Origin of the sequence: Synechococcus sp. MIT S9504, assembly GCF_047497135.1 — a bacterium.
Taxonomy (GTDB): Bacteria; Cyanobacteriota; Cyanobacteriia; order PCC-6307; family Cyanobiaceae; genus Synechococcus_C.
In genome coordinates this window covers 119,537-143,924 of the sequence record NZ_CP138942.1, presented here as the reverse complement: position 1 = coordinate 143,924, position 24,388 = coordinate 119,537, and the positions used below count along the sequence as shown (strand labels likewise).

The following is a 24,388-nucleotide window of genomic DNA, read 5'->3' as shown; positions in this document are numbered from 1 at the left end:
GAAAGGGTTCCCAACCACCTGAGAACCCATTGCTTGGACAACCGGCCAGGGACCACAGACGAAAGCGAGATAACTGCGCTCACGCTAAGGGGGCCAATCAGATCAGTTGTGCTGAATCAACGAGAGAGGGGCCGCCGTCAAGGCCATCCCCCAGGACCAAAGTGCTCAGCGGATCTGGATCAGAACCGATCAAACCCTCACCAACAGAGCCAGGGCTGGGTTGAATGAAATCGTTGCGCGCAAATTGACCGTCACCGCCAAGGATGAAATCAAACTGCTCGCTGCGCGAGATCACTTCATCGAAGGTCGCCGATCCGCGTAGTAACTCTGAAGCCGCTTTGATCAAGCTCTGATCTCCACTGCTGTCATTTGACAAAGCCCAGAACATCATTCCGCCGAGTCCCATGTCATCAATGAATGCCGTTTTACCAGCGATCGTTGCGGGCGTTTCAACGGAACTCCAGACGCGGGTTGCTTCGTTGTAGGCAAAGGCTGCCTTGGAATCATCATCCCAGATCAATTCATAGGATCCATCACTGATGCCGGTGATGAGATCTTTCTGGTCATAATTACCAGCCTCGAAGGAACCAGGGGCTTGCCGGGAATCTCCATAATTTCCCAACCCCAGCGTCTCTCCGGCATCAACATCGCCCCAGGCACGAGTGTACGTTGGCGCTCCGAGAATCACCTTGTTGAGGTCAACATTATTGAGCTGAAACTGCTCAATTGCTGTAACAACATCATAGCCACCAGGATCATTGATCATGGCCGCCTGATGACCAGCTTGAGATTCCCAGCCTCCATGGAAATCGTAGGTCATAACATTATAGAAATCGACATAGGGATCAACCCCTGGAAGGTTCAGATTAGCGAGCTTGTCATAACCACCGGCGGTGGCGATCGATACCTCATAATCCTCACCCGTTACTTGCTCAAGCTGATCAAGCTTTCCCCTCAGCAGTTCAAGAGTGAGAGCGAAGTTGACGCCATCTTCAGGACTGGATGCGTTACCTGATTCGCCACCGCCACCAGGATACTCCCAGTCAAAATCAACCGTATTAAAAAAGTCATATCGCTGAAATACATCAACAATATTGTCAGTGAATGCTTCTCGATCAGCTTCAGAGTCAACAGCCAGGCTGAACTCATCTGACAAGGTCCAACCACCTAGAGCGAACCCCAGATTCACTTCAGGATGAAGCTGTTTAAGCAGATCAAACTGCCTCAGGTTGCCGACATAATCGACAGTCGTATTCCAGCCCATGGGAACACCGGTCACAGTCACCGATCCGTCTGAATTGGTCGTGGCGACGAAATCAGCTCCTGCCGTATATGCCTGAAAACGCTCGGACTCCAGCTCCAGCCAATCAGCCTGTGAAAAGGTTCGACTGACCTGCTCAGCTGCAGTGAAACGCTTGTCTGTGGCCGCCCAGGTATCGAACAGCTGAACATCGCCGTTGGCCTTCACATCAAAGAAGCTGTAATTGATGTGAGTGAGCTGTTCAACATTGATGTCCTGCACGAGGAAATCACGTTCGTAGATCCCCCATTCCTCAAAATAGGCAACCACCTTTTTGTCTGATGCACTGATCTCCTGGCCGGAAGTCGTCACAACCTCCGGAGCAATCACAAGGCGATCCGTCGCACTACCAGGTTGGACAGGGTTGACAAGCTCTTCAGGCTGAGAGGTTGTGCTGACCCCATCAGGCTCGGCGGACACGGGATCTGTGCTCGTGGGAAGCGATGTGCCCGTCGGGGATACAGCTGGGGCTGCTGTATCAGCCAAGCCACCTGTCGACACAACCTCGACAGACACCTCGGAATCAGTAGACGCGGCCTGCGATCCATTCACCTGCGAGAAAAACAACGCGCTTGTGAGTTCGCCACTGTTGGGAATGCCCTCACTGACGGCATTGAAACTCACATCAATGCTCTGCCCCGCTGCAATCGTGTTGTTCCAAGTTGCTGGTGTGAGGGTCACCCTGGTGCCACCGCCTGACAGCGCTTCGAGATCAGCGGACCCAGCCCAACTCTGGAAATTGCTGTGGGGGGTGTCGAAGCTGACGGACCAGTTGTCGATCGCGCTCTCCGAGATGTTGGTGATCCTGAGAATTCCACTCATCCCACCCCAGTAGAGGTTCCCGCTCGCCTCGAGCATCAGTGCGTTGCTATCAGCAGATGCGGGGGAAGGTGCTTCCTTGACCACATCCTCCACGACCCCGAAATCCACAGGCTGATCAGCAGCGACGTGAGCGCTTGCCGGCTCAGCGAAAGACAAGCCACTCTCTGACTGTTCGAAACCTTCAGAGGGCGAGAACTGCTGCTCGTCCAAAGGCTGGGGATCGGAGATGACGGCTTCGCCGGCCATGAACTCCGGCGCCTGGATCGCAATAGGTGCAACAACATCAGCGAAGAATTCAGCACTGGTGAGGGCACCACTGTCAGCCAGGTCCTCACCCTGAGCGTTGAAGCTGATCGAGATTTCACCGTTGGCGGCAATGCTTCGATTCCAGTCGGCAGGTGTCAAGGTGACTTTGTTGAGACCGTTGCCTGCATCGGAAACCTGGACTTCGCCTGACCAGCTTTCAAAGGAACCGTGCGGCGTCAGGAACGAAACCTGCCAATCTTCAACAGCCACTCCCATTGGGTTGCGAACGATCAGGTTGCCGCTGATGCCGCCGCCCCACCAGAGGGATCCATCCACATCGAGCTGCAGACAGCTGTTGTGAACATTGGAACCTCCAGGCAGGTTCATCACCGCCGCAGAAAGATCTGGAGCTGTCATATCCATATCCATATCCATGGACATGTCCATGACACCCATCCCGGCGGAATCCTGCTGAGACGCTGGACCCGCGGGGAGCGATTCACTTTGATCCGCTCTCTCCTGAATCAGACGCTGGCTCTCATCAAGAGAGGTCGGCTGCCCGGGAGCCTCACCCGCAGCCGTGACGAATTGCCCAGGCCGGGATTGCGCACCATCGGTGTAACCACCATCGGGAGTGAACAGACTTGTGCGATCTACCAAGGCGAGCTGCTCGGGACTGAAGCCAAACGCTCGATCAAGAAGATCCTCCTCAATCTGATCAAAATGGAACTCCAAATTAGCGCCGATCAGATCCTCCTTCTGTATCCCAGTGAAAACAAACTGCTGGCCATTTGGCTCTGAGCTGATGACCAAATCCGCGCCAACGTTCTCAACCTCCAAGCGTTCACGGGTACCGAAGTAGAGAAAATTAATCTTGTCTGTCAGAGGATTGAAATTATCAATCCTGGTGACGCTGTCTTTCTCATGCGAACGGATGTAAACAGTGTCCTGGGGAACTGAATCAAGATTGTCAAAGGCAGGTCCAGTCTGGTTTTCCCAGGACATGACAGCACCAATATCCTGGCGAAGATGCTCATTCGTCACTGGAGCAAAGTTATCTGCGCTGAGATCGCTCCAACGGATACCAAGTCCGTCGGTGCCAAGAATTCGCTGAAACTGATCAGTCTGCCATGGGAAAACAATTGTCGCGAAACCGTTCTCATCCTGGCCGAGAATCAGGCTGTGAACAGAAACATTCCCGAAGTCAAGCTTGTCAGACACCGGATCAAAGCCACGAATGTCCTGACTGAAATCACCAACAGCAAAAGTTGCCATGGATCAAGATTGTGCGAAGTAATGAAATCATTGCCGCTGACGATGAGATCAACAATCCTTCATTCCTAGGGTTTACGGTTAAATCCAGACACAATCTGAGCAACCAATTCATCAGAAATTTACAGCTCAGAAATTATTTAGTCACAATGTTGGTTACACCCATCGTTTTCAGGGCGTCGTTTCAGTCAACCCAGTGACGCCTGATTCCTTCCACCGCAGCAGCAGTGCGGTCCTTCACGTTCAGCTTGCGCATGATCGACTGCACATGACCTCTGGCCGTGGTTTCAGCGATCAACAGCGTCTCAGCAATTTGCTTGTTGGTCATGCCATCGCACAGCAGTGTCAGCACCATGCGTTCCCGATCTGACAGGGCATGGGCGTCATGGGGGTCTCTGTGACAGATGGCATAGGGGATGAATGGATCCACAAATCGCTCACCGGCCTGGATCGACTGCATCGCATTGGCGATTGAGGTCAGATCAAGGCTGCGGCGTGTGAGGACCACATCCGCGGGACTGGCGAGAGCCTCCCGCATCAGGGTGGGATCCGCTCCTTTGAGCGTGAACACTGTGGCGATCGGAGACTCCGGCACAGACCGACGCTTGAGATCAACAACCAGATCCAGCCCCCGACATTCCTCCAACTGCTCGCTGACGAAGGCCAGCACTGGTTCGTAGATGCCATCCAGACAGGACAAAGCCTCCTCACGGGTCGAAGCGATCCCGATCAGAGGACATTTTTGGTCGCTGCCCTGCAGGGCGAAGAGACTGGCCAGGGCCAGGGCATAGGGACGATTGGCTGTCGCCACAAGGATGCGATGGCTGCCAGAGAGATCCCGCAGATGCTGGCTCAGAAGGCGGAATGACTCATCAATGGTGATCAGCACTGATCAACTCCATTGTTTTCGCTCTCTCAGGATGGAACTTGGCTTGGACGATCGCAGCCCAGGCGCGGGGATCAATCAGAACGACAGGATGAGGAGCGTCAGGCTGGTCCTGATCGGGCAGGTTTCCAATTTCTCGAACTGGTCGCTTCGGCAAGCCGTGCCTAGTGATGTGGTCAAACCGATCCGACGATGTCATCCCTATGCGCCTGATCCAGAAGGCCGCAACCGGCCTGCTTGCTCTTTCCACAATCGCCCTGGTGGGTTGTCAGAACGAGAAGCCTGCAGCGGATAACTCGACCGATAGTTCAACAGCCAAGAGCGTCTATGACACAGGCAAGCTGAGAGCTGTGGTCATTGGTGATTCATTGCCGATGGTCAAGAAAGACGGCGACAACTACGACGGCTTTTCGTTCGTGGTTCTCGAAGCGATACGGGATCAGATCAATGTGTCCCCGAACAAGAAAGACAAAGACGTAAGCATCCAGCCGATCGCTGTGGATTCCGCCCGCGACGGCCTGGACATGATCCGATCCGGAGCTGCTGATATTGCCTGCGGTGTTGCCTTCACCTGGCAAAGACAGCGAACACTGACTTACACACTGCCGTTCTCCGTAGGCGGAGTGAGACTGCTCGCCCCAGCGGGTATCGATGGCACTCCCAAGAGCCTGAACGGCAAAACGGTCGGTGTTGTGAAAGACAGCATGGCGGCCAACGTGCTTGCGGAATCAGTGGATGATGCCAACTTCCAGTTTTTTGACACGCCTGATCAGGCTCTGGCAGCGGTCAAGGACGGCAGCGTTGAGATTCTCGGCGGCGACAGCCTGTGGCTGAGAGCGAACCAGGCTGCAACCGCACCGGATTCCTCATTGGTTCCTGACAGGCCCTATGCCCGCTCAGGAGTGGGGTGTGTGGTGGCTGATACCACCCCCCATCTCCTCAACATCAGCAATCTGGGTATCGGTCGCCTGCTCTCGGGCTACATCAACGACGACGACGGAGTCCGCTCGGCCATCAACACCTGGATTGGCACAGAAAGCACTGTGGGCCTGACGGAGGAGCAGATCAATCGCTTCTTCACGATCGTGCTCTCCACCGCAGCTCAATTCAATCCGCAGTCCTGATACCGATTTCTGATTGATCCATCATTTCCCTGAACCATGAACAAAGCCAGTCTTCTTTCCCTCGCCGCCGTCCTGGCAACGAGTGCGGTCCTGTGTGAATCATCCAGAGCCGCCGTGCACAACGAACCCGATCTGGGTAACTCCCTCGAGCAGCGCATCGAGCGCATGAGCCCTGAAGCCTGGGCTGTGATGCAACGCAATGGCGTTCGGACCGACGAAGAGATCGCTCGCGCCTGGGGCAATGGCGGCGGCCGGGCCTGGGGCAACGGCGGCGGCCGGCGCCGGGCCTGGGGCAATGGCGGCGGCGGCTTCGCCAACGGCTACCGCGGTGGATTCGCCAACTGGTGAACCATTCCGACTACGGCCCGATCGGTCTGCTGGTTATCCAGTCGACGTCACTGTGCAACCTCGACTGCAGTTACTGCTATCTCCCGGATCGCCAGCGACGCAACGTGTTCAACCTTCAGCAGCAGCTACCACTGCTGCTGGAGAGAGTCTATGAAAGCCCGTTCTGGGGGCCCCATCTCTCGATCCTCTGGCATGCCGGTGAGCCGCTGACGCTGCCCACCAGCTTCTATGACCAGGCCAGCACCATCATCGAGAGCCAGACCGCATGCCTGCAGGAGCAGGGGGTGGTGATCGAACAACATCTGCAAACCAACGCAACGCTGATCAACGACGACTGGTGCAACTGCTTTATGCGCAACCGGATCGTTGTTGGAGTCAGCGTCGACGGCCCTGAGGACATTCACGACAGCCACCGACGCTTCCGAAACGGCAAGGGTTCTTATATCCAGACCATGCGCGGTATCCGCACACTGCGCGAGCGCGACATCGATTTCCATGCAATTGCCGTCCTGACCGCTGATGCTCTGGAACAACCGGAGCGGATGTACGCCTTCTTCCGGGATGAAGGGATTCATCAGCTCGGTTTCAATGTGGAGGAGCAGGAGGGAGTGCACACCAGCTCGTCGATGCAGGGCCTGTTGAAGGAAAAGCTCTACAGAGAATTCCTTTCGCGGTTCTGGGCCTGCAATGAAAAGGATGGTTTCCCCATCCAGGTTCGTGAGTTTGATCAGGTCATGGGCATGATCGCGGGAGGCCAACGCCTGCTGCAGAACGAAATGAACCGTCCCTACGCGATTCTCAGCGTGGACGCCAAGGGCAACTTCTCAACGTTCGATCCGGAACTGCTTTCGGTCGAAACCGAACGCTATGGCCTGTTCAATCTGGGCAATATCCGCGATGTGTCGCTGATGGAGGCCACTCAGACTGAGCCGTTTCAGAAATTGCTTCATGACATGTCTTCCGGCATGAAGCGATGCCAACAGGAATGCGAGTACTACGGCTTCTGCGGTGGCGGAACGGGCAGCAATAAGTATTGGGAGCACGGCAGTCTGGATGCCACAGAAACCTGCGCGTGCCGTTTTTCCAGTCAGATCCCCGTGGATGTGCTGCTGGAGAAGCTGGAAACAGCAGCCGGACCCTGAGCAAGGCATTGGATCAAGCGCTGATCGAACTCCGCTCGTAGAGGGGGGGTCGGCAATCCTTTAAATTGGAATCACGGCCTGGTGAGATCCTCTCTCCGGGAGGGTGATCAACGCATCCACCATCGGGCCTGAGCCCGAGACCACCCTTCCCGCGCCCTTGCCCCATCCACTTCTTCCGGATCTCACTTCTTTGGCCAAGGTCACGGCCGAAAGCCATGGATTTGCACTGGTCAGTGCCCAGGTGCTGACGCATCTGCAACCGATGACCCTGCAGGTGCAGATCCGACGCGGCAATGGAGATGACGTTTCCCTGGATGACTGCGCCGGTTTCAGTGCACCGATGGGAGAGGCCATCGAAGCCTCTGCTCTGCTCACGGAGGCCTATGTTCTGGAGATCAGCAGCCCCGGGATTGGGGACAGGCTTCAGTCGGACAGGGATTTTCAAACCTTCCGGAGCTATCCCGTTGATGTTGTCCACAAGGACGACGAAGGCCGGGAGCAGCGTTTGTCGGGAACCCTGCTGGAACGCACCGAAGACCACGTCCAGATCAATATCCGCGGCCGGGTCAAAAGGATCCCGAGGGATTCGGTGATCAGCGTTGAGCTCACAAGCCCCACAGGCTGAACAGATCACAACCGATCCCTTTTTTCCGCTCCATCACTCTTCCTCATCACCGCTATGGCACTCGTTCTCCTTCCCGGTCTCAGCAACCTGATCGATGACATCAGTGAGGAGAAAAAGCTTCCTCCTCAGGTGGTTGAAGCCGCTTTGAGAGAGGCACTACTCAAGGGCTATGAGCGCTACCGCCGCACCCTGTATTTGGGAATTGGAGAAGACCCTTTCGACGAGGAATACTTCAGCAATTTCGACGTTGCTTTGGATCTGGAGGAAGAGGGCTACAGAGTTCTCGCCAGCAAGATCATCGTGGAGGAGGTGGAGAGCGAAGACCACCAGATCGCGCTGGCTGAGGTGATGCAGGTGGCAGAAGATGCCCAGGCCGGCGACACGGTGGTCCTGGATGTCACGCCGGAGAAGGAGGATTTCGGCCGCATGGCTGCGGCCACAACCAAACAGGTGCTGGCCCAGAAGCTGCGTGACCAGCAACGACGGATGATTCAGGAGGAGTTCGCCGACCTTGAAGATCCAGTTCTCACGGCCCGTGTGATCCGTTTCGAGCGCCAGTCGGTGATCATGGCTGTGAGTTCAGGACTGGGTCGTCCTGAAGTGGAAGCGGAGCTCCCACGACGCGATCAGCTGCCCAACGACAACTATCGCGCCAATGCCACCTTCAAAGTCTTTCTCAAAGAGGTCAGCGAGGTTCCAAGGCGAGGTCCTCAGCTTTTCGTGAGCCGAGCCAATGCGGGTCTTGTGGTCTACCTCTTTGAAAACGAGGTGCCGGAAATCCAGGAAGGATCCGTCCGCATCGTTGCCGTGGCAAGGGAAGCCAATCCCCCTTCACGATCCGTCGGTCCCCGCACCAAGGTTGCGGTGGACAGCATCGAGCGCGAGGTGGATCCTGTCGGAGCCTGCATCGGCGCCCGCGGCTCCAGGATTCAGCAGGTGGTGAATGAACTCCGCGGGGAGAAAATCGATGTCATCCGCTGGTCGCAGGATCCCGGCCAGTACATCGCCAACTCGCTCAGCCCTGCACGGGTTGATGTGGTTCGGCTCGTCGACCCTGTCGGACAACATGCCCATGTGCTGGTCCCACCCGATCAGTTGAGCCTGGCGATTGGCCGCGAGGGACAGAACGTGCGGCTAGCCGCACGCCTGACCGGCTGGAAGATCGACATCAAGAATTCGAGCGAATACGACCAGGCAGCAGAGGATGCCATTGTCTCGGAACTGATCACTCAACGCGAGCAGGAAGAGGCACTGCAACGTGAAGCCGAGGAACGACTCGCTGCTGAGCAGGCCGCTAGAGCGGAAGAAGATGCCCGCCTGCGTGAGCTCTACCCCCTGCCCGAGGACGAGGAGGAGTACGGCGAAGGAGCGGAAGAAGCGATGTCAGACGCCGAGGTCTACGAGGAGTCAGCTGAATCAGAGCCCGCTGAACTGGAGCAATCGGAAGCTGCCACAGACCAGGGACAAGGTGAGACTGAAGAGCTTGTCAGTGATCCCAACGAGGAAGGAGCCCGGTGAACATCTCACGCCCTGTCCTGCGTCGGTGTGTCGCCTGCCGAGAGCTGTTTGATCGCAGCATCCTCTGGCGGGTCATCCGCGACCATCGGGACGGGGTTCTCCTTGATCAGGGCATAGGGCGATCGGCCTATCTCTGTCGCAAGGAGAGCTGTCTTGAGGAAGCACAGCGCCGAAAACGACTGCATAAAGCCCTGCGATGCCAGGTGCCCGACAGCGCGCTTGAGGAGCTGAGACAGCGACTGAAACCACACAAGGAATCAGCCGCTGAGGCAAGATGAACATTGGCCCCACCTTGTGTGGTGCCCCGAGCACCCCGTGCCCGGACCGACCGGAGACCTGAATGACCAGCAGCGGCAAAGTCAGAATCTATGAGCTGTCCAAGGACCTTGGCCTGGACAACAAAGACGTGCTGGATGCCGCTGAGAAGCTGTCCATTGCGGCCAAAAGCCACAGCAGCTCAATCAGCGAAGTCGAGGCAGGCAAGATCCGCACGATGTTGAACAGCGGTGGTGCGACCCGCCCGACTGCAGCTCCCTCGAAACCCGCACCAGGGAAGTCAATCCTTTCGGTGAAAAAGGCGGCCGGCGTTGATGCTTCTGCGCCGGTCAAGCCAGCACAGCCGAAACCGGCTCCTGCTCCAGCCGCACCCATCCGCGCTGCCGCAACGCCTCAGCGACCGCCGGCACGGCCAGCCGCTCCCGCAAAACCTGCGGCACAGCATGCTGCTGCACCCCAGAAAACCGCTGCACCGAAACCCGTGGCACCGCCACAGACGCTGGTGCGCAAGGAGCCTCCCAAAAAGCAGCCTGCTCAGAAACCGGTTGAACGCCAATCCCAGGTACCCCAGCAGCCGACACCTCGACCAGCCGCTGCCCCGGGGCCGAATCGCACCGCCAGCAGACCTGCCTCGCCGCCGGCAAGACCCAGTGCGCCCTCACCCACAACAGCAGCCAAACCCCGCAATACGGCACCGATCCGTCGGGCACCAAGCGAAGGGGGTGCGCGCCCGACCCCACCACCACCTGGACGCCCCCAGCCCAAATCACCGGTGAACCGAACGGTGCCACCACCGCAGAGACCTGCCAAGCCGGAACTGGTGGGTCGTCCCCAGCCGAAGCGGCCTGGAACTGGTGCTCCCCAAAGACCAGGGGCTCCCCGACCTGGTGCTCCTGGCGGTCAGCGCGCTGGGTCGCCACAACGTCCAGCTGGTGCACAACGGCCAGGTGCACCCTCTCGCCCGGGTTCACCATCTGGCCGCCAGGGGGCCGGACGCCCCGGCAGCACCCTTGAATTGGTAGGCAAGCCGATCCGTCGCGACAGCAGCAGCAACCGCGGAGAGGGAGGGCGGCCTGGAGCAGGGATTCGCAGTGGAGCTGGCTCTAATCGACCTGCAATGCCTCCCGGCATGCGCAAGCCGGTTGCTCCCGGTGAGCTCATGCAACTGCAGAAGCCCACAGGTCGACCGGCGGTGCCACCGCCGCGCCGTCCAGACGGCACCCCTGTCTCGCCCCGCGCTGATGGCCCCAAGGCCACACCGCCGGTCAATCGGCCTACACCCTCTCCCGCAACCGCACCTCGTCGTCCAGGCTTCCGTCCTGGAGCAGGTCCTGGCGGACAACGACGTCCAGGACGACCCGACTGGGATGACAGCGCAAAGCTCGAAGCTCTGCGCAATCGCTCTCCCCAGAAGCAACGCCAGAAGGTTCACATCATCGGCGAAAACGATGATTCGCTGGCCGCACAGACCGGTGGTTTCGCCGGTGAACAGGAAAACATGGTGTTGTCGGCGAGCCTGGCTCGTCCCGCCAAACCCAAATCCCAGCAAAGGACCACACCCAAACCCGTGGCGGCCATGCGCAAGCGGCGCAAGGAAACCGCCCGCCAGCGTCAGCGGCGCAGGGCCATGGAGCTTCGTGCAGCTCGTGAAGCCAAGCAGGTGCGGCCGGAGATGATTGTTGTGCCGGAGGACAATCTCACGGTGCAGGAGCTCGCCGACATGCTCAGCGTGGAGAGCTCGGAAATCATCAAATCCCTCTTCTTCAAGGGGATCATCGCCACGGTCACCCAGACCCTGGACATGCCCACGATCGAAACGGTGGCCGAAGAGTTCGGTGTGCCGGTCCTTCAGGACGACGTGGAGGAGGCTGCCAAGAAGACCGTTGAAATGATCGAAGAGGCGGACCGTGAGCATCTGATCCGACGTCCACCCGTAGTGACCGTGATGGGTCACGTCGATCACGGCAAAACAAGTCTTCTCGATGCAATCCGCAAAGCTCGGGTTGCCGCCGGAGAAGCCGGTGGAATCACCCAACACATCGGTGCATACCAGGTCGAGATCGAACACAACAACGCAGCGCGTAAACTCACATTTCTCGATACGCCTGGCCACGAAGCCTTCACGGCCATGCGTGCGAGGGGTACCAAGGTCACTGACGTGGCGGTTCTGGTGGTGGCAGCTGACGACGGTGTGCGCCCGCAAACCCTGGAAGCCATCAGCCACGCCCGCGCTGCAGAAGTGCCGATCGTGGTGGCCATCAACAAGATCGACAAGGAAGGAGCCTCGCCTGATCGCGTCAAGCAGGAGCTGTCTGAACAGAACCTGCTTGCAGAGGAGTGGGGCGGCGATGTGGTGATGGTGCCTGTGAGCGCCATCAAGGGAGAAAACATCGACAAGCTGCTGGAAATGCTGCTGCTGGTCACCGAAGTGGAAGACCTGCAGGCCAACCCGGATCGCATGGCCCGCGGCACCGTGATCGAAGCGCACCTGGACAAGGCCAAAGGCCCAGTGGCAACCTTGCTTGTCCAGAACGGCACCCTGCGAACCGGCGATGTCGTGGCAGCTGGGCCTGTCCTTGGAAAAGTGCGGGCGATGGTCGACGATGCAGGAATGCGCCTGAAGGAAGCCGGCCCGTCCTTCGCAGTCGAAGCTCTCGGATTCAGCGAGGTACCCACAGCCGGCGACGAGTTCGAGGTCTACGCAGACGAGAAGTCCGCACGTGCCGTTGTCGGTGATCGAGCATCAGACGCCCGAGCAACCCGCCTAGCTCAGCAGATGGCCTCCCGCCGCGTCTCGCTTACCGCGATGTCAGGTCAGGCCAATGAGGGAGAGCTCAAGGAACTCAACCTCATCCTCAAGGCCGACGTCCAGGGTTCTGTCGAAGCCATCCTCGGTTCTCTGGAGCAGCTGCCCAAGGACGAAGTCCAGGTGAGGGTTCTGTTGTCAGCACCTGGCGAGGTCACCGAAACCGACGTGGACCTCGCGGCTGCTTCCGGAGCCGTGATCATCGGCTTCAACACCTCGATGGCCTCAGGTGCCAGAAAGGCGGCTGATGCCAACAGTGTGGATGTGCGTGATTACGACGTGATCTACAAGCTGCTGGAAGACATCCAGTTGGCGATGGAAGGTCTGCTCGAACCTGAGCTGGTCGAGGAAGCCCTGGGTGAAGCTGAAGTCCGCGCCGTTTTCACCATCGGCAAGAGTGCTGTTGCCGGTTGCTATGTCACCACCGGCAAGATTCAGCGCAACTGCAAGGTTCGGGTCCATCGCGGCAAGGAAATTGTCTATGCAGGTGATCTCGACTCACTGCGTCGCAACAAAGACGATGTGAAGGAAGTGGCCACCGGTTTCGAGTGTGGTGTAGGCACCGATCGCTTTGCCAATTGGCAAGAAGGTGATCGCATCGAAGCCTTCAAAATGGTCACTCAGCGCCGCAAGCTCACCACCTGATGATCAGCCGCCGAGAGCCACTGCTCTGGCTTCAGTTGATGGCAGTTGCCGTCATTCCACTGGAGCTCGAGCTGATCAGGCTCCTGCTGGCCGGACCTGCATTCGGCCCTGCCCCGGCTCTCGAACGCCTGCTGATCTGGGGCCTCGCGGTCGTCACGCCAGGTGTGCTGCTTTGGCGAAGGGCTCCCGACTGGGCCTCACTGCTCCTCGTGCGCATCCCCGCAGCAAAGCGAACTGTTGATCAGCGTCGCATCAGTGCCATTCAGCAGCCATTTGGTCTGAAAGCAGCTCTGATCATCGGCATTGCACTGCTCCTGCCGATGTTCTGGTGGATCGACCGTTCAGCTCTCTTGGTGGTTGAGTTCTCCCCCACGATCGACACCAGCCGACTTACGGCTTTGTTGATCGCGGCACCATTGCTGGCTCTGATTCTTTGGCAATGGCAACAGCTTGTTCAGGCCATCTGGCTGTTGACCCGCAGCGATCAGACTTTTGCAGACCTCACGCCAATCAACCCAGCCGACTTGCAGAGCAACCACCTTTCTTTTGGCCTAGGGCTTCTGCAACTGCCGCCTCTGGAATGGGAGGAAACCGATGTGATTCGCCAAAAACCTGGGACGGAAGTTTCTGAAAACAGTGCAGGCCAGGTCCACCAATCCGCTGCTGATCAAGCGCCTGATCCACAACCAGAACCTGCTGACACCCATGGTGATGAGGACGTTCAGGAAGACGAGCCTGTAGCGATCAACAAGGCAGTCGAGGTCATCTCCTTAGACGATGAGCACGCCAACGACACAGTGGCATCGTCTGACTTCGAGGCGATCAATGCTGTGCAACAACCGCTCGAAGAGCCTTGCAGTGACGACCAGAAGGTGCAGAGCAGTGCCAACAACTCTGTTGCAGGTGGCGAGCCTGAAATTGATCAGCCATCAGTTCAGCCATCTGCTCTCGATTCAGCACCCAGCTCGCAAACGCAACCCGCACCAACAGCTGATGATGAGGACTTGACTGAAAAGACCTCGGAGTTAGACGAAGTCAGCTCGGCCAAGGGCCAATCAGAAGCAGAGTCAGCCGTCGCCGCGGTCACGATCGAACCAGAGCAACCCGCCGAAGAGCACCACAGCCCCGACCTGGATGGCCAGGTCAGTGCCGACAACACTGTTACCGGCACTGATGCTGAAACTCATCACAAAGAGGCCGAGACCACCGGAAGCGAACAGGGCGATCCAGAGCAACCTGCGCAGCCCCCTCCAGGGAGTACGTGATTCGCGCAGCAGCCTTTCCCGCATCGCAGGATCCAGTCCCTGATCTCCCTCGGGTTCAGCGCTCAAAAGCTGCTTGCGTGAACCCAAATGTTAATTTCCTAGGGGCGCCGATGTAGCTCAGCCGGTAGAGCAACGCTTTCGTAAAGCGTGGGTCGCCTGTTCAAGTCAGGTCATCGGCTTAAGACTAAGACTCAAACCCACTTACGGCAGGAGTTTTCCGCTGTAACTGGGGTTTTTCTTTGGGCGCATTTTTGCCTTTGCTCTCACTCTCATGACTGCCAGGACCCAATGGATCACAAGAATGTGCAGCAGCTGCCCTAAGGCCTCGTCTGTCCAAGACATGAGGTGCAAGGTCTTCCCGAGCGTTCGATCCGGCAAGGGAGGCACCCCCGCCAACACCGAGATGCTGCCAATCGCCTGGGCCGCTGACACCGTTCCTGAGAGAGTTCAGCTGATCACCGCATTACAGACGTTGGTAGGTGAGGGTTTCGACCTGTGTGATGCGGTCGTCAGGTCCACTGAGCCCGCTACGGCCACACGTCCAACAGTGACCAGTCGCTTACCCAGTATCCCCGAGACAACCTTGTCCCGTCGCAGATCAAAGCAGCTTCGGCATTGCCGCCCTAGTTCAGGTACTGACATTCCCGAACTCTGGTTAAAGAGATGATCGATCGGGATGCTGCTCGGGGGTTCAATATTCCGATGCCTGAAGGCGACAATTTCAGCGAATCACCAGGTTTTCAGCGATTGCTGGTTGAAGCGCTAATAGCGCAGCTTTAATAGCAACTGCTCTCAGGCAGGAGGCTGGCTTCACGTTTGAGTATTCGGCTGACTAAGCCTCGTTTGAATTGATCCGGGACAAGTCCCCTATCCGGGCCAAAGTCACCACCTGGGCTGACAACGCTTCCAGCCGCCAGGCTTCTGCATGGTCTCCCATGCCTCAATAGCGTTGGGCCTGAGCATCCGTCTGATGAAGGGCTGCCCCTTGCCGCGTAATGGCCTTGTCTCCACGACGACCCACTTCGCGTGTGCGGTTGGCATGTCGTTCCTAGTCCTGCAGACCTAACCCATCTGCACCTGGAAAAGCAAATGCAGACCACTCTTCGGGACAAGGAAGTCCATCAATGGCCGGTCTTTGATTGGGATCAGTGAAGTACGGCTCATCAGCTCTGTACAAGGTGAAACTCAGAATGCCTGCTCAGCATTCGGTCAACGCATGTAGCCGCCGTAATTGCAAAGCTTGTAGGCCGTTGCCAAAGCGTTTTTTGACCAGATTTGCCCGGGGTCTAGCCAGTTTTGCCCGGAATCAATTGTCGCAATAGCGGCATTGAGGTTGTCATCACCCCAGCCCCCACCTGCCTTCAATGCGATTGGGCAGAGCGCCCTGAGAGCTTTCTTTCGAGCCTGTTGATCTGGGTCTGCATGAGCAGGGAGGCTGACGGCAAGAGCCAGCAGGAATAGGGCGATGACCTTCATGCCTGGAGAATGCCTGATCAATTGATTGTCTACCACTCTGCTACCCGAAAAGCGACGGCCCGCTTTATAGCTGACCAGTAGGCATCCCTAGCCTTGCATAACGCAACGATGACGAAACCACCTTGCTGATGCTGGGCAAAGTAACTCCTGCAATTAGTTGTTCATGCCTGAAGCCACCAGCCCGCGATTCAAACTTATCGGTGCCGGCAGCGACAACAGCCTTATGTCGTCAGCCATCAGACGCCCATCGGTGAGAACGCGCGTGTCGTACTGATACATCGCTCCTTTTTGCCACGCAAACAAGACTTGTCTTCTCGCTTTCTTCGGTCTGCTCTTCCTGCAGATCCGACCTGGATGCGTCCGCTCTGTGCAGAGAAGGGGCTTGGCGCAGAGGCACCGATCAGAGAGCTTTCCTGAAAGCCTCAAAGTCGTTGAGCAGTCAGCTTGCCGCCAGGAACCCCGGCCAAGACGCAGTGACCAGAGATTATTTCTTCTGAGAACTATTTAGATGCGTAAAGCGACGCCAAGAATTAGCAGGTTTATGACGCCTATTTCATGAAGCTGTGCAACATGGGGCATGCGAGCGCTCAAACGGCAACCTTTCGAAATGCCCTGCCTTCAGGTTTCCTTTAGATTTGGATCAACGTTTTTTCCGGGCTTTGCCCGCCGATCCATGGCCAAGAGTCCAAAAGAATTGGTGTTTCTTGGTGGCACTTTCCTGTTCGGACTTGGAGCACTGGAAGTGTGCCTTCGCTTCGCAGGGTTCTAAGCGATGGCAATCAAGAGGCTCACTCAGAGGGTCCATAGCCCCTGAAAGTTCGGCAAGTTTCTCAAAAAAAAGCCCCGCATTCGCGGGGCCATCGTTAACAGGAGTAATCACTCAGCTCAGATTGCGCAATCCACAAGTTTGGTGGGCGACAGGCGTGCCGACGTGACATCACATCCATCAGACGAGGCAGCAAAAGAGTGCTGTGCGTCATGGAGACGACGAGCTTTGAGCTCTTTTTCTTTGATCATTGCGAGAGTGTTCATGAGAACTTCTTACAGCGCCTCAAACCCCGTTGCCTGTTTGAGATCGGACTGCGCCCCTCTTGGAGCCAACGTGTTTCTATCCTAATCGATCCAATTGGTCCTGCTGAGGTGAATACCGAACAACTTGTGCCGGGAAAACCGTAACCCTGCCTGCTGCGCAAGACTCCCGCAAGCCTCTGCGAAGCGTGACCGCACAAGCGCCTGCATCGCCTGACAACTGCTACGAGGCAGCGGATTTCAGTGCCATCAAGGCAACCCATCCGAATCGGTGGGTCGCATGGGTTGCAGATGATGTCCTTCTCAGACGCTTTCCCGTTATGGTCACCATTTAAAGAAGGAACCGTATGGGCGATTACACCGTTGCGATTTGGGCCACTATTGGACTTGTGGTGGTATTCACTGTGCCAGTCGTCTGGCAATTCATGCAACCCAACGATGACGATTTCGGAGATCTCACAAAGCGCCCCAAATAAATTCTGTCCACAACTTCGTAGAACAGCCGAGCTCAACACAGACAACATCAAAACTGATCGAGACCTGTGGAGATCGGCATAATTCCGTTTGTGATTCAAGCAAAACCCAACTCTTCAGGGAAGAAGTCCTCAGACGTGAACGCACATTGATCCACATGCCAGCCTGAAAGAAAAGATCTCAGCAAAATCAACTTTCAATTGAAATTTATATTCAGCCAATGAAGATTCAACGAATCATCCATTGGCTTGCTTCAAAATCCTTGCATTCAACAAAAGTTTATCCCAGAACGGGGCGAACCGAAGATCGAAGCAGAGATTCAAAACAACACCAATACAAATACGGCAACAACTACAATTATGTATTAAGTAATATGGTCAAACATATGGAAACTTAGTTTTCAATTGCAAGCTCTAATCAACCCAGCAATTAAGGCTTCTTGTTTTTGGAATGGCTGTGCTTGGAAGACAGGTGGAGCAAGCTCGAGGCTTTTTCCTGCTCCTCCAATTTCGCCAGGCGAGTCACAAGATCCCAGGTGTCTTGAGCTGACATTTCGCCGTCCTCTTCCCACTCCAAAGAAGACAAGTCAGAGGGAGGCATCGCGCGGAAGTCGGCTCCATAACTTAATGGAAGGACTGCTGATTTCCGTCATTGCAACAGCAATCAAACCTTTAATAATTTGGAAATTGGTCGTGGCGCATACGAATGTCCATGATCCTGGTTGACCTCACTGTCGGCGCCGTAAGTCTTGAGCTGGCGAACGAGCGCCACCTGTCTACGATCCAGACCAAAAACTCAAAGAACGATCAACAGCACCAAAGTCATTCCATTCATTGATGCATTGCTTCAGGTTTTGATGCATAGAACGCAGTCAATGAACAGTTGGAGGGCTCAGAACAGTTGGTCAATTCTTAGATCGGCAGTCTTTGCGTCACCAGACCCTCAACAAGTTGAGCACTAACAATCAGACTGCACGCACCATTGACGAGTTCATGGAACAGGGCAGCTTATCCAGCCGCAAAATCAGGCAACTGCATCGCAGTCACATGCGCGATGCCACCTTGGATGAGGTGTTCATCGTGCTCAGCGTTGGAGCAAGCCTGATCTCCACCCTTGGGCTGCTCGCCAACAGCACTGCAGTCGTGATCGGCGCCATGGTGGTGGCTCCCTGGATCATGCCCCTACGAGCCGCAGCGTTCGCCATCCTGCTGGGCGAAGTACGACTGCTGGGACGATCACTGCGAACACTGCTGGCAGGCGTCTTGAGCACTACGCTGCTCTCCTTTCTGCTGGGTTCTGTGGCTGGCTTGCCACGGTTCGGTACAGAGGTTCTGACCAGAACAGAGCCCAACCTGCTCGATCTGGGGATCGCACTCGTGGCAGGAGGTTTGGCGACCTACGCCAAGTTGCGGGACGATGCCGTGAGTTCGCTGGCGGGAACGGCAATCGCGGTGGCCCTGGTACCTCCTGTCTGCGTGATGGGACTGTTGCTGTCACACCAGAACTGGGGTGAGGCCTCCGGAGCTGGATTACTTTTCGCCACCAACCTGCTGGGCATTCTCACAGGCGGCTTGGTACTGATGGCCTGGCAAGACTCCGAATTCCGCCAAAAGCTGCTCCGAAGTCAACTCAGCGTGGCCAGCTTCACACTGACAGGCCTGTTGCTGATTCCACTGGGAGGCAGCTTCATAGGATTACTGAATCAAGCCAATCGCGAAAACCGGCGATCCATGGTGGAACAAACAGTTCGTAAATTTCTTGTTAATGAAACTCTGACCTTCAGCGATCCGGAAAAAGTGGATGTGGAAAGGGTTGATATTGACTGGAGACCAACCAAACATGGCAAGAACAAAGAAGAGGGAATTATTCGGGTCATTGTTCGTGTAACAGATCCCGACCTTCCCAGCTACAAGCAGGTGACCTTGGTACAGGAGGAGATCAATAAACTTCTTCAGAGCAATTACCAGCTTGTTGTTCAACGCACAGCTGTAGACGTGGTTGGTCCGAAAAAAGTGATCCCTTCAGAGCAGGAATCCAAGGAGACTGAGATTGAACAACCTTCTCAAAACAACAAGGCAGAGACTGGCGAACCCCAGAACAAAGCTCTGCCGCAGGAATCCGGCGATGCTTTGGATGAACGATGACAGTTTTGTTGATTCGTACTGATCTTGTTTGGTTCTTGAATGGAATTCAGAACTCAATGGTCAGGAAATCATCCTGGAGCTGATGCCATCCATGCATGGATTCCGGCCATAAACTCGGCGGATGAGGCAGACCGGACGTCGCGCATTTCTACGGCTGATCGCTGGCGCAGCGGTTTCAGGCAGCGTTCTTGATGACCTGCTCCGAAAGACCGGATCTCACCCTGTGGGCCAAGCCTCTGCTCAGAACGTTGACAGCTTGAAACTGGGCTTGATCAGCGACCTGAACGGCTCCTACGGAAGTACGACCTACGGCAGCTCCGTTCAGCGCGGAGTGAAGTTGCTGATGCAGCAACAACCCGACCTGGTGCTCTGCGCAGGAGACATGGTGGCTGGCCAGAAAAGGGCTTTGACGAACTCCCAGCTGAAGGCGATGTGGGCTGGTTTTGAACAATCGGTTCAAGCACCGCTTCAAAAGGCAGGAATTCCCATACTCCCGGCCATCGGCAATCACGACGGATCGAGTCAACAGCATCAAGGACGCTGGATCTACGGGCGTGAGCGCCAGCAGGCTGATCTGTTCTGGGGAAAGCATCGCGTGAATCTGCAATCCAGGTTCATTGAGAACGAACGATTTCCCTTTCAGTACGTCTGGAGACGTCCCGGACTGTTTGTCGTCGTCATCGACGCCTCTTCCGCCAACGTGGATTCCTCACAACGCCAATGGATCGAGTCAGCACTGACCTCACCCCATCGCCAGCCTGATGACCTGTGCCTGGTCATGGGGCACCTCCCGCTAACAGCCTTCAGCGAAGGACGGGCTCGCGCTGGGGAATGTATCGCCAATCCGCGGGAGCTGGCCCTCCTGCTGAGAAGCGGTGGCGTTGATCTGGTGATCTCAGGTCATCACCACGCCTGGTACCCATCTGAATCAATGGGTCTGCGGCTGTTGAGTCTTGGAGCGATGGGAAGCGGACCCCGCCGGATCATTGGTAGCGGTGTGATTGCACCACCATCTCTGACGCTTCTTGAGTGGTCTCGAGCCTCTGAGTTGATCAATGAAACAACCATTGATCTCACCACCATGCAGCCCATGTCCAGCGATCGCCTTCCAGCCCAGGTGAATGTTGCTGGTTTTGCAGAAGCTCGCCGCAGAAGCCTTCAATGGCAGCGGGGGTGACTGATTGCCGGTCACTGATCTCACAGCAAGCCAGCAAAAAGCCCCCTCGTGAGAGGGGGCTTTCCGATTCAGCTAAAGCCGAATCTCTTGGAGACTTCAGCCTCAGCCGATGGCGGGAGCTTGCAGAGCCACAGGAGTGGACTCAGCAGCAGCCAGGTCGAGGGGGAAGTTGTGAGCATTGCGCTCGTGCATCACTTCCATGCCGAGGTTGGCGCGGTTCAGCACATCAGCCCAGGTGTTCAGGACGCGGCCCTGACCATCAAGGATGGACTGGTTGAAGTTGAAACCGTTCAGGTTGAAGGCCATGGTTGACACGCCCAGGGCGGTGAACCAGATGCCGACAACGGGCCAGGCAGCCAGGAAGAAGTGCAGGCTACGGCTGTTGTTGAAGGAGGCGTATTGGAAGATCAGGCGACCGAAGTAACCGTGGGCAGCCACGATGTTGTAGGTCTCTTCCTCTTGGCCGAACTTGTAGCCGTAGTTCAGTGAATCGTTCTCAGTGGTTTCGCGAACCAAGGAGGAGGTCACCAGTGAACCGTGCATGGCGGAGAACAGTGAACCACCGAAGACGCCAGCCACACCAAGCATGTGGAAGGGGTGCATCAGGATGTTGTGCTCGGCCTGGAACACCAACATGAAGTTGAAGGTGCCGGAGATGCCCAGGGGCATGCCGTCAGAGAAGGAACCCTGACCGAAGGGGTACACCAGGAACACGGCGGAGGCAGCAGCCACAGGTGCGCTGTAAGCAACGCAGATCCAGGGACGCATGCCGAGGCGGTAGGAGAGTTCCCACTCGCGACCCATGTAGCAGAAGATGCCGATCAGGAAGTGGAAGACAACCAGCTGGTAGGGACCGCCGTTGTACAGCCACTCGTCGAGAGAAGCAGCTTCCCAGATGGGATAGAAGTGAAGGCCGATGGCGTTCGAGGAGGGCACAACAGCACCGGAGATGATGTTGTTGCCGTAGATCAGGGAGCCGGCGACGGGCTCACGGATGCCGTCGATGTCGACGGGGGGTGCTGCGATGAACGCAACGATGAAGCAGGTGGTGGCAGCCAGCAGGGTGGGGATCATCAGCACACCGAACCAGCCCACATAAAGGCGGTTGTTGGTGGAGGTGACCCACTCGCAGAACTGCTGCCAGCCATTAGCGCCGGAGCGCTGCTGAATGGTGGTGGTCATGAGAACGGGAAAGAAGGTCTCCGAGGAGACGGTTACGGAAGGGCAGGAAGCCCTGCCATCCGTGATTGTAAAGCAACATTGCGCAAGATGTCGGCTGCTTTATGAAGCTGTCGTGAAGAACCATTGAGACCTCGCTCAGGCGCGGTCCAGGCCAAAGGGAGACCCCCTAAAGGATCGCTTAAGATTCTCAGGTTGTGTCTCAGGAGACACTCGTGGTCCTGATTCGTTGGTTGATCGCAGGACAGCGTCTGGAGGCAACCGTGCCCACCAAGGATGCGCGCCACAGGCGACATGAACTGGAGGCGCAGGGTGCGGTTGTTTATTGGAGTGAACGTCTGGTCGAAACTGGCTGAACACCCACACTGGAACCATCAACAACCGCTGCGGTCATGCACCCGTCTTCAGCCCCCGCCGTTCGATCGCTGGCCACCGCTTTGAGCGCCGTGATGGCAGCTGTGCTCTTCAGTGCCTGTCAGAAGAACTCCGACACTCAGCCTTCAACAGACATCAGTCGCGACGCACAGATCAGTGAGCTGAAAAGCCGCCTAGACCAGCTTGAACAACGGGTGAACAAGGGAATGCCTGGCAGTGACGACAGTGGAGAGCGAGTCCCGCCAGGACCGGTCAAATCAATCACATTCCGCAGCGGCACCGCCGACGACCGGCTGAGGATCTACTGGGAAAACGGCAAGGTGAGCAGTCTTCCCTGCACGCTCGAACAGGGCACCTGGGCCTGTGGATGAGCCTGTTCAGCAGGAGTGGATCAACAGTCACAACAAGACATGCGTTTGCAGTTTCGAGAAACACCATTCACTGAGCATGGGCATCAGGCTGTTGGCCCATCAAAGAAACCCATGAACCGAATGCTGAAAGCGGCCGTCGGGCTTGCCCTCACCCTGGGAGGCATCGGTGCAATCGAAGCAGCACCCTCCCTGCCACTCGCACAGCCCAAGGCTGCAAACCTGGCAAGGATGAAAGCGGAATCCTTGAACGGCGGCCTTGGCTCTTACCGGGCCGCTGCCTGCATGTATGAAACAGGGGCAAGTTCTTGCCTGATCTCCAAATCGGACCAGGGTTTTCTGTTCCGTTTCCGAGGCGGTCCACCAGGCTGGGAGAAGCAATCGCCCCCAAATCCCACTCTTGAAACAAGAGTTCTCGTCTCACTCAATGGAGAGAGAATCCTGGCTGTTCCCTACAACGGTCCGATCCCATGAACCCACTGGTCAACAGACCACAACGGATTAGTTGACAGACGCTGGTGCTCTGTCTCCGATAGAGGAGTCTTCCCAAAGGTCATGAATCTCTCCTTTTTAACCGCCCTGGCTGTGATCGCTGGAACGGGCGCTTTTGCTGGCGCCCCAGTGATGGCTCAGGCACCCGTTCCAGCCTCCCAGGTGCGTGCACTGAACCTGGCCCGCAACACAGCTGTGACCGAAAACGGTGGGCTCAGCGTCTATCGCCCCCAACCTTGCATGTTCCAGACCAGCTCGGGCGGCGGAGACTGTCTTGTGGATGATTCCCCAAGCGGATACACCTTCAGATTCCTGGGTGGCGACCCTGGATGGCCTGAAGACGGCAGTGATGCCACCACGGAAACCGAAATTCAGATCGCTCCCGACGGTCGCAGTGTCCTCAGCATCATCTACAACGGTTCTCCGCGCTGATTCCCGTTCAGCAGCATGGCAAGGGCCTCTGTCCAGCTTTGGGACAGGGGCCACTGTTCACGGCTCGTGAGGCTGAGTGCAATGGCCTTTTCCGCGTAAGCCGCTTCGTTGATAAACAGAGGGACGGCTCCGTCCGGCCCCTCGTAAGCGATGGTTGTTCCCTGAGCCGAAACAAACAGCGGATCACCGCAGAGCAGGGGAATCCAATCGCGGTCCTGAAGCTGCGGATGTATCAAGGCTGCAACATCACCTGAGGCCTGTCGAGGCAGATCAAGGCTTTTGAGGTGACGGTGAAGCAAAAGCTGGCGTGGATAGCTGGCTTTGCCAGAAACGACATCAGCAATGGCCTCAAACACCGCCTGAAGCGCCAGCCGCGTCTGCTGGACGATGTCATGCCGGCGAACGCCCTGAGGCACGGGCCCCACCTCAATCACAAGCCCACAGGGCCAGCGCTCCACCATGAAACCCTGCTGAGCGGCATCGGCTTCATGCAGATAAACCTGCAACCCCAGCGATGACTGGACCAGCGCGGCCAGGGCCAGATCAGCTGGCCTGCGGCCATACACCACCAGGCAGTTGCCCATCGCCGCTGTGGTGCTGTGCAGGTCAACCACCAGATCACAGGGTCTTTGTCCTTCAGGCCCGAACTTGCGCAACAGCTCCAGAGCCCTGAGCATTTCATGATCACTGCATTCGGGTTGGGTCTCGCTCCGCTGCAGGAGATCGGGACGGAAAGAACGATTGAGATCGCGATCGAGATAACGCCGACCCTGAGCACGAGCGTCGGGATTTCCGATCACCGTTTGAACGCAACATCCAAACGAATCGATCAGCTCATTTTGAGAGCTCCATTGCTCCAGAAGCCAGGGGGCATTGACTTCATTGCCATGGGTACCTGCCACCACCAGCACTCGGGGGCTTGTCATCAGGTCACTGCACTCATTCACAGCCTGAAGGACAATGCCTT

Annotated in this window: 21 protein-coding genes, 1 tRNA gene and 1 pseudogene; 16 read left to right on the top strand and 7 right to left on the bottom strand. The window is 56.8% G+C overall.

Going from position 1 to position 24,388, the window contains the following annotated elements:
• Nucleotides 1-97 precede the first annotated feature (97 nt).
• Together SIB58_RS00715 and SIB58_RS00710 are read right to left on the bottom strand one after the other, a co-directional pair.
• Nucleotides 98-3,643, bottom strand: a complete 3,546-nt coding sequence (locus tag SIB58_RS00715) for a glycosyl hydrolase family 18 protein (RefSeq protein ID WP_067326925.1) — start codon at nt 3,641-3,643, stop codon at nt 98-100.
• A gap of 181 nt (nt 3,644-3,824) precedes the next feature.
• On the bottom strand, nt 3,825-4,529 hold the full coding sequence (locus tag SIB58_RS00710; protein WP_066911068.1) for a response regulator transcription factor: 705 nt from the start codon (nt 4,527-4,529) through the stop codon (nt 3,825-3,827).
• A 200-nt stretch (nt 4,530-4,729) separates the two neighbouring features.
• Here SIB58_RS00710 and grrP point away from each other — a divergent pair, with 200 nt between their 5' ends.
• The 8 genes and pseudogenes from grrP to SIB58_RS00670 form a co-directional block, all read left to right on the top strand.
• Nucleotides 4,730-5,650 carry an extracellular substrate binding-like orphan protein GrrP gene (gene grrP / locus SIB58_RS00705; RefSeq protein WP_067326928.1) on the top strand — a complete coding sequence of 307 codons (921 nt, stop codon included), beginning with the start codon at nt 4,730-4,732 and terminating at the stop codon, nt 5,648-5,650.
• Between the two features lie 36 nt (nt 5,651-5,686).
• Nucleotides 5,687-5,998, top strand: a complete 312-nt coding sequence (grrA, locus tag SIB58_RS00700; RefSeq protein WP_186538348.1) for a GrrA/OscA1 family cyclophane-containing rSAM-modified RiPP — start codon at nt 5,687-5,689, stop codon at nt 5,996-5,998.
• A complete protein-coding gene (grrM, locus tag SIB58_RS00695) occupies nt 5,995-7,140 on the top strand; it encodes a cyclophane-forming radical SAM/SPASM peptide maturase GrrM/OscB (RefSeq protein ID WP_067326930.1) in 1,146 nt (381 codons plus the stop codon). The genes grrA and grrM overlap by 4 nt, the downstream gene beginning before the upstream one ends.
• A 157-nt stretch (nt 7,141-7,297) precedes the next feature.
• On the top strand, nt 7,298-7,765 hold the full coding sequence (gene rimP, locus SIB58_RS00690) for a ribosome maturation factor RimP (protein ID WP_067326945.1): 468 nt from the start codon (nt 7,298-7,300) through the stop codon (nt 7,763-7,765).
• Nucleotides 7,766-7,819: 54 nt separating this feature from the next.
• Nucleotides 7,820-9,283 (top strand): transcription termination factor NusA, encoded by a 1,464-nt coding sequence (nusA, locus tag SIB58_RS00685; RefSeq protein ID WP_067326933.1) that lies wholly within the window; start codon nt 7,820-7,822, stop codon nt 9,281-9,283.
• The gene (locus tag SIB58_RS00680) at nt 9,280-9,561 is read left to right on the top strand and encodes a YlxR family protein (protein ID WP_074162604.1); all 282 of its coding nucleotides are present in this window, start codon (nt 9,280-9,282) and stop codon (nt 9,559-9,561) included. The genes nusA and SIB58_RS00680 overlap by 4 nt, the downstream gene beginning before the upstream one ends.
• Before the next feature lie 62 nt (nt 9,562-9,623).
• The gene (infB, locus tag SIB58_RS00675; protein ID WP_414494691.1) at nt 9,624-13,010 is read left to right on the top strand and encodes a translation initiation factor IF-2; all 3,387 of its coding nucleotides are present in this window, start codon (nt 9,624-9,626) and stop codon (nt 13,008-13,010) included.
• A pseudogene (locus tag SIB58_RS00670) lies at nt 13,010-13,573 on the top strand (low-complexity tail membrane protein); the annotation flags it as partial. The gene infB and the pseudogene SIB58_RS00670, both read left to right, overlap by 1 nt.
• Nucleotides 13,574-14,077: 504 nt before the next feature.
• Here the strand turns inward: SIB58_RS00670 and SIB58_RS00665 are convergent.
• Nucleotides 14,078-14,299, bottom strand: coding sequence for a DUF3493 domain-containing protein (locus tag SIB58_RS00665; RefSeq protein ID WP_074162624.1), 222 nt, complete (start codon nt 14,297-14,299; stop codon nt 14,078-14,080).
• 82 nt (nt 14,300-14,381) lie between these two features.
• Between SIB58_RS00665 and SIB58_RS00660 the strand changes: the two genes are divergently transcribed.
• Both SIB58_RS00660 and SIB58_RS00655 read left to right on the top strand, forming a co-directional pair.
• Nucleotides 14,382-14,454, top strand: a tRNA-Thr gene (locus SIB58_RS00660).
• Nucleotides 14,455-14,615: 161 nt separating this feature from the next.
• The gene (locus SIB58_RS00655; protein ID WP_156486835.1) at nt 14,616-14,942 is read left to right on the top strand and encodes a hypothetical protein; all 327 of its coding nucleotides are present in this window, start codon (nt 14,616-14,618) and stop codon (nt 14,940-14,942) included.
• A gap of 215 nt (nt 14,943-15,157) precedes the next feature.
• Here the strand turns inward: SIB58_RS00655 and SIB58_RS00650 are convergent, their stop codons facing one another.
• Both SIB58_RS00650 and SIB58_RS00645 read right to left on the bottom strand, forming a co-directional pair.
• Nucleotides 15,158-15,316: a DUF1651 domain-containing protein gene (locus SIB58_RS00650; RefSeq protein ID WP_156486834.1), complete on the bottom strand. Its 159-nt coding sequence runs from the start codon at nt 15,314-15,316 to the stop codon at nt 15,158-15,160.
• Nucleotides 15,317-15,484: 168 nt separating this feature from the next.
• Nucleotides 15,485-15,751: a hypothetical protein gene (locus SIB58_RS00645; protein ID WP_067327685.1), complete on the bottom strand. Its 267-nt coding sequence runs from the start codon at nt 15,749-15,751 to the stop codon at nt 15,485-15,487.
• A 2,549-nt stretch (nt 15,752-18,300) separates the two neighbouring features.
• Here SIB58_RS00645 and SIB58_RS00640 point away from each other — a divergent pair.
• Both SIB58_RS00640 and SIB58_RS00635 read left to right on the top strand, forming a co-directional pair.
• A complete protein-coding gene (locus SIB58_RS00640; RefSeq protein WP_414494690.1) occupies nt 18,301-19,398 on the top strand; it encodes a DUF389 domain-containing protein in 1,098 nt (365 codons plus the stop codon).
• A 121-nt stretch (nt 19,399-19,519) separates the two neighbouring features.
• The gene (locus tag SIB58_RS00635) at nt 19,520-20,575 is read left to right on the top strand and encodes a metallophosphoesterase family protein (protein WP_067327679.1); all 1,056 of its coding nucleotides are present in this window, start codon (nt 19,520-19,522) and stop codon (nt 20,573-20,575) included.
• 102 nt (nt 20,576-20,677) lie between these two features.
• Here SIB58_RS00635 and psbA read toward each other — a convergent pair whose 3' ends face one another.
• A complete protein-coding gene (gene psbA, locus SIB58_RS00630) occupies nt 20,678-21,757 on the bottom strand; it encodes a photosystem II q(b) protein (protein WP_066904623.1) in 1,080 nt (359 codons plus the stop codon).
• 194 nt (nt 21,758-21,951) lie between these two features.
• Between psbA and SIB58_RS00625 the strand changes: the two genes are divergently transcribed.
• The 4 genes from SIB58_RS00625 (at nt 21,952) to SIB58_RS00610 (ending at nt 23,421) form a co-directional block, all read left to right on the top strand.
• The gene (locus tag SIB58_RS00625; RefSeq protein ID WP_156486753.1) at nt 21,952-22,110 is read left to right on the top strand and encodes a hypothetical protein; all 159 of its coding nucleotides are present in this window, start codon (nt 21,952-21,954) and stop codon (nt 22,108-22,110) included.
• Nucleotides 22,111-22,146: 36 nt separating this feature from the next.
• Nucleotides 22,147-22,500: a hypothetical protein gene (locus tag SIB58_RS00620; protein WP_067327027.1), complete on the top strand. Its 354-nt coding sequence runs from the start codon at nt 22,147-22,149 to the stop codon at nt 22,498-22,500.
• 111 nt (nt 22,501-22,611) lie between these two features.
• Nucleotides 22,612-22,971 (top strand): hypothetical protein, encoded by a 360-nt coding sequence (locus SIB58_RS00615; RefSeq protein WP_231884204.1) that lies wholly within the window; start codon nt 22,612-22,614, stop codon nt 22,969-22,971.
• A gap of 81 nt (nt 22,972-23,052) precedes the next feature.
• A complete protein-coding gene (locus tag SIB58_RS00610; RefSeq protein WP_066910754.1) occupies nt 23,053-23,421 on the top strand; it encodes a hypothetical protein in 369 nt (122 codons plus the stop codon).
• On the opposite strand, the gene SIB58_RS00605 is transcribed toward SIB58_RS00610, so the two are convergent.
• Complete coding sequence (locus SIB58_RS00605) at nt 23,400-24,347, bottom strand: aspartoacylase (protein WP_066910905.1); 948 nt, start codon at nt 24,345-24,347, stop codon at nt 23,400-23,402. The two genes, SIB58_RS00610 and SIB58_RS00605, sit on opposite strands and share 22 nt — an antisense overlap.
• Nucleotides 24,348-24,388 lie beyond the last annotated feature (41 nt).

What these genes read in the sequence shown, in the direction of transcription:
- SIB58_RS00715 (WP_067326925.1), bottom strand. Translation starts at nt 3,643, where the DNA reads ATGGCAACTTTTGCTGTTGGTGATTTCAGTCAGGACATTCGTGGCTTT.
- grrP (WP_067326928.1), top strand. Translation starts at nt 4,730, where the DNA reads ATGCGCCTGATCCAGAAGGCCGCAACCGGCCTGCTTGCTCTTTCCACA.
- grrA (WP_186538348.1), top strand. Translation starts at nt 5,687, where the DNA reads ATGAACAAAGCCAGTCTTCTTTCCCTCGCCGCCGTCCTGGCAACGAGT.
- nusA (WP_067326933.1), top strand. Translation starts at nt 7,820, where the DNA reads ATGGCACTCGTTCTCCTTCCCGGTCTCAGCAACCTGATCGATGACATC.
- infB (WP_414494691.1), top strand. Translation starts at nt 9,624, where the DNA reads ATGACCAGCAGCGGCAAAGTCAGAATCTATGAGCTGTCCAAGGACCTT.
- SIB58_RS00665 (WP_074162624.1), bottom strand. Translation starts at nt 14,299, where the DNA reads ATGCGGGAAAGGCTGCTGCGCGAATCACGTACTCCCTGGAGGGGGCTG.
- SIB58_RS00655 (WP_156486835.1), top strand. Translation starts at nt 14,616, where the DNA reads ATGAGGTGCAAGGTCTTCCCGAGCGTTCGATCCGGCAAGGGAGGCACC.
- SIB58_RS00650 (WP_156486834.1), bottom strand. Translation starts at nt 15,316, where the DNA reads ATGCCAACCGCACACGCGAAGTGGGTCGTCGTGGAGACAAGGCCATTA.
- SIB58_RS00645 (WP_067327685.1), bottom strand. Translation starts at nt 15,751, where the DNA reads ATGAAGGTCATCGCCCTATTCCTGCTGGCTCTTGCCGTCAGCCTCCCT.
- SIB58_RS00640 (WP_414494690.1), top strand. Translation starts at nt 18,301, where the DNA reads ATGCGCGATGCCACCTTGGATGAGGTGTTCATCGTGCTCAGCGTTGGA.
- SIB58_RS00635 (WP_067327679.1), top strand. Translation starts at nt 19,520, where the DNA reads ATGAGGCAGACCGGACGTCGCGCATTTCTACGGCTGATCGCTGGCGCA.
- psbA (WP_066904623.1), bottom strand. Translation starts at nt 21,757, where the DNA reads ATGACCACCACCATTCAGCAGCGCTCCGGCGCTAATGGCTGGCAGCAG.
- SIB58_RS00620 (WP_067327027.1), top strand. Translation starts at nt 22,147, where the DNA reads ATGCACCCGTCTTCAGCCCCCGCCGTTCGATCGCTGGCCACCGCTTTG.
- SIB58_RS00615 (WP_231884204.1), top strand. Translation starts at nt 22,612, where the DNA reads ATGAACCGAATGCTGAAAGCGGCCGTCGGGCTTGCCCTCACCCTGGGA.
- SIB58_RS00610 (WP_066910754.1), top strand. Translation starts at nt 23,053, where the DNA reads ATGAATCTCTCCTTTTTAACCGCCCTGGCTGTGATCGCTGGAACGGGC.
- SIB58_RS00605 (WP_066910905.1), bottom strand. Translation starts at nt 24,347, where the DNA reads ATGACAAGCCCCCGAGTGCTGGTGGTGGCAGGTACCCATGGCAATGAA.